A 10,275-nucleotide genomic window follows, 5' to 3' on the forward strand; every position below is an offset into this window, starting at 1 on the left:
TCATGCCGTTCTTCCAGGAGAGACCACGGGCGGGCGGAGAACTCATCGGTCGCGGCCAACCGTGATTCGTGGTCGACCGCTCCCTGGTTGTCACCGGGTGGCGGCGTGCAGGTCCCGGATGTACCAGTCGAAGCGTGTACCGTCGCTGCTGTGTGTCGGCTTGCCGGGGGTGAACCCTGCCCGCTGCGCGACTGCGGCAGATGCGGGATTCCGCGGCTCCACTTGGATTACCGCCTCCGCCCCGCCCTCACTCGCCGCGTATTGGGACGCCAACAGGACCGCGCGGGTAGCCAGGCCACGCCCCCGCCAGGACGGATAGAGGCCGTAGGCGACATTCACCTGGCCGGGCGCCAGACCTTCTCCTGCGAATCGCAAGTCAATCGTGCCCACGAGCACCTCTTCGGGACCAATCCGGATGCCGAACGCGCGGAGTGGTCCGGCGGTGTCCCACTGCTCCCGGCAGTGCCGGAAATACGCCTCGATGCCCTGTCGCGTGCCTGGGCCGCCGTTGAGCCAGCGAACGAGTAGCTCGTCCTCCCCCGCGAGGTGCGCCTCCGCATCGTCCAGGCGCAGGGGGGACAGAGTGATGATCCCGTCGGACAGCTTCACTTCATGCATCCGGTGATTCTTGACGCCAGAGCCGTGCCGCACCATCAATTTCTGTTCGGCATCACGCGGAGCTCACGGGCCACCGGAGAGGCTCTCCGTGTGGCTGGTTTGATCACGGCGTCGGAGCCGTCCTGGACAGCCCCGTTCACCGGGCTGAGCCCGCGGCAGTTCGGCAAACTGCTGACGGTGCTGCGGCACGAGGGTGCGGACGCGCCGTCCGCAAGGGCCGGCCGTGGAGCTTTCCGCTGGAGGACCGGGCACGCTGGTCGCGGCGTACTGGCGCACTAACCTGACGATGCGGCAGCTCGCCCCGCTGTACGGGGTGTCGAAGTGGGCGGCGAACCGGATCATCGGCCACCTCGGGACGATGCTCACCCTCCAGCCCCGCAAGCGGTTTGCCAAGGACACCGTGCTCATCGTGGACGGCACCCTGGTCCCCACCCGGGACCACATCATCGCCGAGCGGTCGAAGAACTACCGGTACTCCACTAACCCTGTTCGCCACGGTCAAGTAGGCCAGTCGCAGCAGCACAACCGCCCATCATTTCGGGACGGCCGCCTCGGCACGCCTAGAACTCACGCCCTGCACGCCTCACCTGCACGGACGTAATTTTCGGCAGGCACACGGTCGCAGTGATCCCTTAGGACGTCGCGGCGGTCAGTTCGGCGAGCACCTCCGAGGCGGTCACGGGGTCGAGGTCGCCGAAGGGCTCTTCGACGTGCGGCGTCGGCCTGGAGTCATTGGGCGGGTACTCGTCGAGCCAGATTTCCTTCGGGTACGCCTCGAATTCGTCGATGGCGATCGGGGACTCTAGGTTGATGTTGATGTAGCGGCTGCCGGGGACCTGCCGGTAAAGGGCGTGCTGGAGTCCGGCGTCCATGGGGGCGGTGCGCCGCCAGCCGTGCCGCTCCAGCGTGCGCACGCTGGCCCCCTTGCCCTGGAACCGCTTCAGGCGACGCGCGGCTCGCTCGGCGTCGGTCAGGATGTACACCGTGCGGTCGAGCTGCGGGAACGGCTGCAGGATCGTGTAGTCGGAGAAGAGCGCCTGCCACGCCTCCAGCGAGTCGCTCAGGTCCACGGGGTGGGGGATGCCGATGACGGCGGATTCCGGGAGGGTCAGGACGTCGTCGGCGGCGTCGGCGAGCGTGCCGTCCTCGGCGACGCGGAACGCGGTCGTCGTGCCCCCCTCTGCGGCCGCCCCGACCATGGCGGCGCCGTCCGTGGCGACCCACACCAGCCGCCGCGCGATGTGGCCGAGCAGGGGATGCTCCACGAACAGCCGCCGGAACTCGCCGATCGGCCAGCGGCGCCGCGCGAGCATCGACTTCTCCAGGCGGTGGATCTGGTCGACGGCCACCGTCCGCACGTCCTTCTTCAGGGCGGCGAACCGCTTGTAGGCGGCGGGCGCCAGCTCCGGGTCGTCCTTGGCGCCCGGTTTGGGCAGGGCCTTGCGGGCGGCGCCGTCCTCGTCCCGCACGATCGGCCGCAGGTTCTCGTCGAAACCGACATGGAAGCGGCGCTGCCCGTAGTCCAGGACGAGCCCGCCGCCGGCGTCCAGGCCGAAGTCGGGGACGAGCCGGTCGGCGAGCTGCTCGGAGGTCAGCCCCAGCCCGTCTGCGACCTCCTCGATCTTCTCCTGGGCGCGGGCCCTGAGGGCCGTGAACTTCACCTTCTGCGCGATGCCGTGCAGGTGCATCAACGCCACGTCCGTACCGATCCCCGCCAGGACGTCCAACCCGGCGACGGCCTTGTGGTGAGCGCTCTGGCCCGGCCAGGCGCGGATCAGCGGGGTGAGGCGGCGGACGGTTTCGTCGTCGCCGAGCCATCCCATCTGCGCGAGCGCCCAGCCGTCCTTGGGCGGCGCACCGTTCTGCTCCCACAGCTGGAACAGCGCCCACCCGAACTCGGCGAGCGATTCAAGGTCGCACAGCACCCCGACGACGCCGACGCCCGCGTACACTTCGCCGGGTTCGGACATGGCCAGCATCGTCAGCAAGTGCCGGACGGCGTCGGCCGGCAGCGCGTCATCCCGGCCGCGCAACCGGATCTGCGGCAGCAGGCGCGGATCCGCCCACGTGCCTACGGACGGCATCCGGGCCGGCAGCCGCTCCAGCTCGTCCACCCCCGCCAGCTCGTCCACCAGCGCTTTGACGGCCCCGGCGGCCTCATCGCCGTGTGCCCGCGCCGCCGCCTCGACGAGCTCCTCGGCCGGATGCTCGCGGGCCAGCAGCCGCAGCGCTCCCTCGGCATGCCGCCGCCGCACGCCGGGACGGCCCACCGCGTCCGGGACCAGCAGCGGCACCGCGTCCAGGCCATGCCGGTCGAACCAGGCCAGCGCGGCCTCCCGGTGGCCCTTGCGGTGGCCCTTGCTCTGCCGGTGCAGGTACTCGGCCATCAACCGGGCCACGCCGGCATCCAGGAACGGCATCAGCACATCGGCGTGCGCGGCCGGATCGTCCTTGGTCGCCGCCATCGCGCCGGGCAGTCCCTCAACCTCGAACCGGGCCGCCACCTGCCGTGCACAGTTCATCGCGATGGCTCCCTGCGGTTCCCGCAAGGGCGGCAGCGACCGGGCCCTGTCCTCGGAGCAATGAATGATCATGCTCGGCAGCGCGTTGTACGGGACATACCCCTTGGCGATCGCATCGTCGGCGAGCTCGTCCCAGCCCATCCCTTCCGGCTTGCCGTCCCGCCGCTCTGGCCGCGCCCAGCGGTCCCGCTCGCCGGGCGCCCAGCGCATCGCGGGCCCGGGCGGGGTGAGCCTTGACACCACGACCGGCTTGGCGGGACGTGTCCACGGCGGGTCGACCAGCAGCGGCGGCAGCGCGTCCGGCGGGGCGTCCGGCAGCACGTCGCCGCCGTCGAGCAGCGGGGTGATGATCGCGCGCACCTCGGGTGCCAGGCCGGGCAGCGCCTCGGCCACCAGGTCCCGGTTGGCCTGGACGTGCTCGGCGAGCAGCGCGGCGAGCTGCGGCGAACCGGACGCGGCCGGTGCCATCAGCCACAGCGCCCGGACAGGGAAGCGCCGCATCGCGTCGAGCAGCGCGGGCCGCACGATCTTGCGGCTGGAGTTGTCCGCCGGGTCAACACGGTCGACCAGGCCCTGGAACGCCGCGTCGCTCGGCAGAACCGACAGCATCTCCGGCACGTCCTTGCGGACGGCGTCCCGGCCGGGATCGAGGTCGAGCGCATGCAAGAACAGAGGCGCGATCGCTTCTCCGGCCCCGTCCAACATGGTGATCACGAGCGGCCGGTCCCAGAACCACAGCACCCATCTGTTCGCCTGGAGCACCCCCACAGCCAGGTCGACGTGCCGGGACGACCCCAGAGACGCGAACAGCATCATCGCCGAAAACCGGCCATCGCCGTAGTGGAGCGGTGCCGCCAGGCACTCCTCCACCCAGTCATGCCGGTCGGGCACCAGGAAGGAGACCGCCATTCGCTGCACCCGGGTACGGCGATGCCCCGCCAGAAGGTCCACCGCCTCCCGGTACTCCTCGTCGGAGGCGGTCGCCAGGATGCCGCGCAGCCGCGCACCAGTCAGCACCAGCCTGGTCGAGCCGACCGTGGAGCCGTGGCCTTCCATCTCGTCCTTGAGGACAGCGATCCCGTGGTCGCTCCAGCGAAGCCCGCTGAGCTCGGCGAACACACACGCGGCGAAGGCCAGCCCGTGCTCACTCACCCAGGCGTCCGCCAGCGGCTTCGCGATCGATTCCCCCTGCGAGTAGCCGGCCGAGCCGGTGGCACCGGCCAGCAGGGCGGCGACCACGGCCGCGCCGAGCACATTCGCGCCACCAGACACATACTCGCGCGCCGCCTCGGCCATCTCCGCATTGACACCGGCCCGCTCCACGAGCGGTGTCGACGCCTCCAGCCGGTCGAACCGCTCGCGCAAGTCCGCGCTCGCGGAGCCGTCGATCTTGATCCGGGAACCCGGCCGCCCACCGCGCCGCGGATACAGCGAACGCCGCCAGGCGCCCGGGAAGTCCAAGGTGTTCTCATCCGCTGCGGAACTCAGATGCGCTTCCATGGCTCCTCGCCGTAGATCAGGTACGGCAGAGCAGCGTAGAGGCCACCCCGGACAAGGCCGCAGCCTCTCCCTCACGTGTCCGGGACGCCTTGACCTCGACCGGCCCGACATCGTCCAGTGGACGTACTCGTCGCCCTGTGCCCTGGGGTCTTCCCACATGCAGACCAGGCCGTCGGTGCAGTCCGGCCAACCGCCTGCGTCGGCGGGGGGTGACTGTGACCCCGCCGGCGCCAAGGGCCATCGCCATGACCAGCACGCTCCTGGTCAGCATTCCTCGCTTACCCATCGAGCGCTTCACCTAGACATACCCGTTCAGCATCCCCTGCTCTTCCTGCGGAGGGGCTCGCTCGGTCACTGGAGCTGCGGTGGCCCTGCACCCCTGGGCGTACCGCCAGGATGATCACCACCGACGACCTGACCAGGCTGCGGTCGGCCACCGCACCGGACCCCCTTTGGGAGATCTACTTCAGCCTGCGGCTGCTGCAGACCCGGGAAGACGCGCTGCTATTCGATCCAGGGGGCACCTGGACCGCGTTGTAGAGCCGCAGCATGACCCGGCGGCCCAGGGGCTGGACGCCGCTGAACATCGCACCGTCCTCCTCGTCCAGCGGGATCTCGATCGAGATGATGTAGCTGCCGGCCTCCGCGGGCCCGAGCCTCGCCTTCTTCGGGAACTCCTCCACCTGGGCGAGCTTCCGCCGCGGAAGGCGGATGGCGGGTTCGCCAGTAACGCGTAGGCGCCAGCTATGAGCAATTCCCTGACGCCCTTCTAAGCCGCCGCCCCATCCGCCACCGAAATGCTGCCCGCGCGGCCGGCTCTCGGCCTCGGTGAGCACCTGGAGAAGGTTGATCATGCGTAGTGGGCCTCTCCGGTGGTTCGCGACCGAATCACATTGCTCAACGTGAGGTTGCGATCAGGAGCATGTCCTGCGTGCTGATCGGAGCGAGCCATCAGGGACGCGGCGAGGGCGATGAGTGCGCTGAACAGGTGGGCGTGGCGTTCGTAGCGGACGGTCAGGCGGCGATACCAGCAGCCAGGCGATCGTGCGTTCGATCTTCCATCTGCTTGTCGGGCACCAACCGGCGCGCAAGCTCTGCCACCACCACAGTCCGAGATCGTCCCGGCTGAATACCCGAGGCGTCGTCCAGCTCGGATCGCTGGCGCTCGTTACCTGGGGTGGACGGCGTCGAAGATCCTTCGGAGGTCCTCGGGGGTGACGCCCTCCCGAAGCTCCGCCGGGTCGTCCACGACATGTTCCAGGTGGCCGCGGGCCGCCTCCAGATCACCGCGGCGTGCGGCGATCCGCGCGGCGACGCGGTGAGCGACCCGATGCCGGGGGTGCCGTTCGAGGAGGGCGTCCACCAAGGGACTCGCCTCGTCGTCGAGTTCCAGGTCGCAGAGAAGATCGGCCAGGTCCGAGCGCGGGTCGAACAGCGTGGTGGCCATGAAACCGCTGTAGCCCTTCCGCACCGACGGGTGCACTTCGACCGCCGTGCGCAGCCAGTCGGCGGCCTCGTCCAGCCGTCCCTGACCGCGCAGGGACAGGCCCAGCCAGTACGCCGCCTCGTGCAGCGCCTCCTTCTCCTCGCGGCCTTCCCAGGCGATCCGCAGCACCGGCTCGGCTTCGGCGTAGGCCCCGCGTCGGACCATGCTCCGTCCGGCGAGCCAGCCGCACCAGGCGACACCCCCCTGGACCGCGAGCACCCACATGCGCTCAGCTTCCTGCCGGTCGCCGTACTCGTCCGAACGTGACCCGGCCCACCAGGCGGCCTCGCCGTGGCCGAGCCGGGCGGCGCGCCGCAGCCACTTCTCGGCCTTGAATTCGTCCTTGGCGTACAGATAGAACCGCCCGACGCGTTCGATCAACTCCACGTCGGCGGAATCGGCGACCGGAGCAGCGGCGGCACGTTCATAGGCGGCCTCGGCCGCGGGCAGGAACCACTCGATCACATACTCCGAGTCGGCGTTACAGACGTCGTACAGGAATTCGCCCAGTTCCAGCTTCGTCTGCGGGTCGCCGTCCTCGGCCGCCAGGCGGAACCACTTCACAGCCTCCGGGAGTGCGCGCTTGTGCCGGAGGAGCCGGGCCAGTTCGGCCGCCGCCGCGCGGTCGCCGGCCTCCGCGGCGGTGCGCAGGTCCGGCAGCCGCGCCTCATCCACCTCGTCGAGCACGTTGTCGGGCTGCCGGCGATACTCCTCGACACGCTCCAGCCCGGCCTCGTAGTCCTTGTCGTTGTCCTCATCCGCTCGTTCGCCGTACGCCGTGTACCAGCGCTGCGCCTCATCGAGCCGCCGTTGATTCACGTAGAGGACGGCCAGGTTCCACATCGCCTCAGGCCGGCCGAGGTCCGCCGCGTGCCGCAGCCACGTCTCGGCCTTGTCCAGGTCACCGTGCTCGCGCTGCAGGAGGCCGTAGACATACGGCACGAATCCCGACGCCGGGAATCGTTTCGCCGCCTTCTCCATAGCGCTCTGCGCGTCCTCCCAACGGTCGAGCTGGACCAGAAGCAGTGCCTTCCAGACCAGAGGAGCGTCGTCCTGCGCCACTTCGGCGGCCTTGTCGTATATCGACAGCGCATCATCGAGGTACCAGGGGTACGTCCTAAGGTTCTCGGCACGGTCACTCAGGTCGTGGACGGCATCCAACGCCCACTCCAGGTCGTCCTCGTCCTCTTCCGCCTGATCCAGGAGGTCGTCGCACCTGAAGATGTCGCCGGAGAGGCCGTCCATCAGGCCCAGAGCGTCACCGGCAACGTGATCGCCCTCCCGTTGCGCCTCCTCCAGCCGCGCCCTGGCCTCGTCCTCCCGGTTCTGACTGGCGAGCAGGATCGCACCGTTGGTCTTGCACTCCAGACTGCCCAAGGCGGCGCCCCTGTCGTACCACTCGGCCGCCCCGGCGAGGTCGCCGGATTTCTCCAGCAGTGTCGCCAGGCCGAACGCACAGCCGCCGTCGCGATCCGCCGCGGCCCGGTACCAGCGCTCCGCCTGTTCGTGCTCGCCCCTGTCGCGCAGGATGATCGCGAGAGTCCGGGCGGCGTGCCCGTCGCCCGCGAGGGCGGCGGGCTCCAGCCACGGCATGGCCCCGTCCACGTCCTTGACCGAACCGCCCATCAGGAACGTGGCGTACTCCACGCCGGCCTGCAGGTCTCCCGTCCGGGCAGCGGCGCGGAGCTCGGATTCGGTGGGTTCCTGCGGGGAGTTCGTGGACATCCGCCAGTCATACCAGAGATCGTCCAGCTCGCCCGACATGCCGGGCCGACAGCGGGCGGGGGCGGGTGGTACACCCGGACGCTCCTGTACGACGCGGCTGACCCGTCGGGAAGGCGGGCGCGGGTTGCGTGTCGCAGCCGCGGAGATTGGCGAGTTCGCTCAGAAATGCCGGTTTCGCAGGCGGTTTCGACCGGGACTTCGAGTCAGCGTCCGGGAGGGCGCGAGAAGGCCGTCGAATCGCTCAGGCCGGATCCTTTCCATCGGCTTCTCGGGACGGTGGGTGCGGACTCCATTGCACGGGGGGTAGGCCAGCTGGCCGTTCAGGACGGGGACGAAAATGGCGCGGGTTATGGCCTTGATGTAGCGGACAGTTGTGGCGGAGACGTCGTTCTTCCCCGCACGGTGATCACCGGCTTGAGCCGTTGGCGGCAGATCTGCCAGTAAGCGCTGGAGAGGAGTGCCCGCACAGATCGACGATCGGCTCGATGGGCACCTTGCCGTCACGGTCGATCGAGACGAGCGGGTGTCGCGGCTCGCGCTGCGACCAGGTCTCCGCGATCCCCGCCTTGCCGGTGACGAGCCGGACCTCCCGTCGCGCGACCGCCTGCGGGGGGCGGCGAGCTTGTCGCGGTCGGAACCCGCATCGACCTGCGGCCGCTGTCGCCGGCTGGGCTCGTTCGGTTGCTCGGCGGCAGCGTGGGGGCTGGGGTCCTCCCAGGTCAGACTCGTTCGTCGTCGGCTCTTGACATCCGCAGGCTGGTGCAATCATTCTCTGACAACGGTTTCAGTGACGCGGGCAACAGACAGGAGTCGATGTGGCGACCATCCACGACGTGGCGGCGCGGGCCGGGGTCTCCCCCGCCACCGTCTCGCGGTTCCTGCGGGGACAGCGGGTCAGGTCGGCGGAGGCCATCCGGGCCGCCGTGGATGAGCTGGGCTTCGCACCGAACATCGCGGCGCAGTCGCTGAAGTCGGGACGCACCCGCACCATTGGCGTCGTCGTCCCCGACATCACCAACCCGTACTTCGCCGCCGTCGTGAAGGGCATGGAGTCGGTCAGCCGCGACCGCGGCTACCGGCTGCTGCTCGCCAACAGCGACGAGAGCGGCGCCCGCGAGGCCGACCTGCTCGCGGATATGGCACGCCAGGTGGACGGCATCATCCTCGCCCCGGCCACCGAGCACGAGCAGACCCCGCTGCAACTGCGCGACAGCGGCCTGCCGGTCGTGTTCATCGACCGGGACCTCGCCGACGGAGAGAGCTTCGACGCCGTCCTCGTCGACAACCGCGCGGGCGGCCGGCAGGCCGCCGAGCACCTCCTCGCGCTCGGCCACACCCGCATCGCGATGATCAGCGGCGGCCAGGAGTCCACGCCGGGACGGTACCGGCGGGACGGTTTCGTGGAGGCCGTGTCCGCCGCCGGCGTCGAGATCCCGCCGGAGTACGACATCATCGGCGACTTCCGCGAGGAGCGCGCCTACCAGCTCACCCTGTCGCTGCTGTCGCTCGCCGAGCCGCCGACCGCGATCTTCACCGCGAACAACCTCACGACGCTCGGCGCGCTGAAGGCGCTGCACGACATGCGGGTGGACGTCCCCGGGCAGATCAGCCTCATCGGATTCGACGACCTCGACACCGGGCCCCTGCTGCGGCCCCCGCTGACCGTCGTCGACCGTCCGATGATCGAGCAGGGCGTCCTTGCCATGCGGCTGCTGCTGCACCGCTTCGACGACAGCCAGACCCGCGACCTCCCCCGGCGCATCGTCATGGACACAAAGATCATCGAGCGGGCCTCGACGGCCCCGCCCCAGACCCCCAGGAAGGCGGGCAGGACCCGATGACCGCGACCGAATTGCACGGATTCCTCCACGGTCTGCCGGGTGTGGACCAGGTCGGTGCGGAGGAGCGGGCGGCGCGGCTCGCGTCCCGGTCGATCAAGACGTCGGCGAAGGCGGCGGCGATCGATCTGGCGATCTCGATGGTGGATCTGACCACGCTGGAGGGTGCGGACACGGCGGGGAAGGTGCGGGCGTTGTGCGCCAAGGCCGCGCACCCCGATCCGGCGGACGCCTCGGTCCCGAGGGTGGCGGCGGTGTGCGTGTATCCGGACATGGTCGAGGTGGCGGTCGCGGCCCTGTCGGGGTCGGGGATCGGGGTGGCGAGCGTGGCGACGGCGTTTCCGTCGGGGCGGGCGCCGATGGAGGCCAAGCTGGCCGATACCCGGGCGGCGGTGGCGGCGGGGGCGTCGGAGATCGACATGGTGATCGATCGGGGGGCGTTCCTGGCCGGTGACTACGGCAAGGTGCACGAGGAGATCGTCGCGGTCAAGGAGGCCTGCGGGTCCGCGCATTTGAAGGTGATCCTGGAGACCGGTGAGCTGGCCACCTACGACAACGTGCGGCGCGCCTCCTGGCTGGCGATGCG

Annotated in this window: 5 protein-coding genes and 2 pseudogenes; 3 read left to right on the forward strand and 4 right to left on the reverse strand. The window is 70.0% G+C overall.

The window, feature by feature from the left end; all coding sequences use genetic code 11:
• Window positions 1-90: 90 nt before the first annotated feature.
• Window positions 91-618 (reverse strand): GNAT family N-acetyltransferase, encoded by a 528-nt coding sequence (locus AB0K37_RS01265; RefSeq protein WP_363972943.1) that lies wholly within the window; start codon window positions 616-618, stop codon window positions 91-93.
• Window positions 619-708: 90 nt separating this feature from the next.
• Between AB0K37_RS01265 and AB0K37_RS01270 the strand changes: the two are divergent.
• A pseudogene (locus AB0K37_RS01270) lies at window positions 709-1,102 on the forward strand (transposase family protein); the annotation flags it as partial.
• Window positions 1,103-1,250: 148 nt separating this feature from the next.
• Here AB0K37_RS01270 and AB0K37_RS01275 read toward each other — a convergent pair.
• The 3 genes from AB0K37_RS01275 to AB0K37_RS01285 form a co-directional block, all read right to left on the reverse strand.
• Window positions 1,251-4,601 (reverse strand): DUF4132 domain-containing protein, encoded by a 3,351-nt coding sequence (locus AB0K37_RS01275; protein WP_363972946.1) that lies wholly within the window; start codon window positions 4,599-4,601, stop codon window positions 1,251-1,253.
• A gap of 500 nt (window positions 4,602-5,101) precedes the next feature.
• Complete coding sequence (locus AB0K37_RS01280; RefSeq protein ID WP_363972948.1) at window positions 5,102-5,323, reverse strand: hypothetical protein; 222 nt, start codon at window positions 5,321-5,323, stop codon at window positions 5,102-5,104.
• Between the two features lie 485 nt (window positions 5,324-5,808).
• Window positions 5,809-7,890, reverse strand: coding sequence for a tetratricopeptide repeat protein (locus AB0K37_RS01285; protein ID WP_363972950.1), 2,082 nt, complete (start codon window positions 7,888-7,890; stop codon window positions 5,809-5,811).
• A 776-nt stretch (window positions 7,891-8,666) separates the two neighbouring features.
• Here AB0K37_RS01285 and AB0K37_RS01290 point away from each other — a divergent pair.
• Window positions 8,667-9,692: a LacI family DNA-binding transcriptional regulator gene (locus AB0K37_RS01290; RefSeq protein ID WP_363972952.1), complete on the forward strand. Its 1,026-nt coding sequence runs from the start codon at window positions 8,667-8,669 to the stop codon at window positions 9,690-9,692.
• A pseudogene (locus tag AB0K37_RS01295) lies at window positions 9,689-10,275 on the forward strand (deoxyribose-phosphate aldolase); the annotation flags it as partial. The gene AB0K37_RS01290 and the pseudogene AB0K37_RS01295, both read left to right, overlap by 4 nt.

This window comes from Actinomadura sp. NPDC049753 (assembly GCF_040674655.1).
GTDB lineage: Bacteria > Actinomycetota > Actinomycetes > Streptosporangiales > Streptosporangiaceae > Spirillospora > Spirillospora verrucosospora.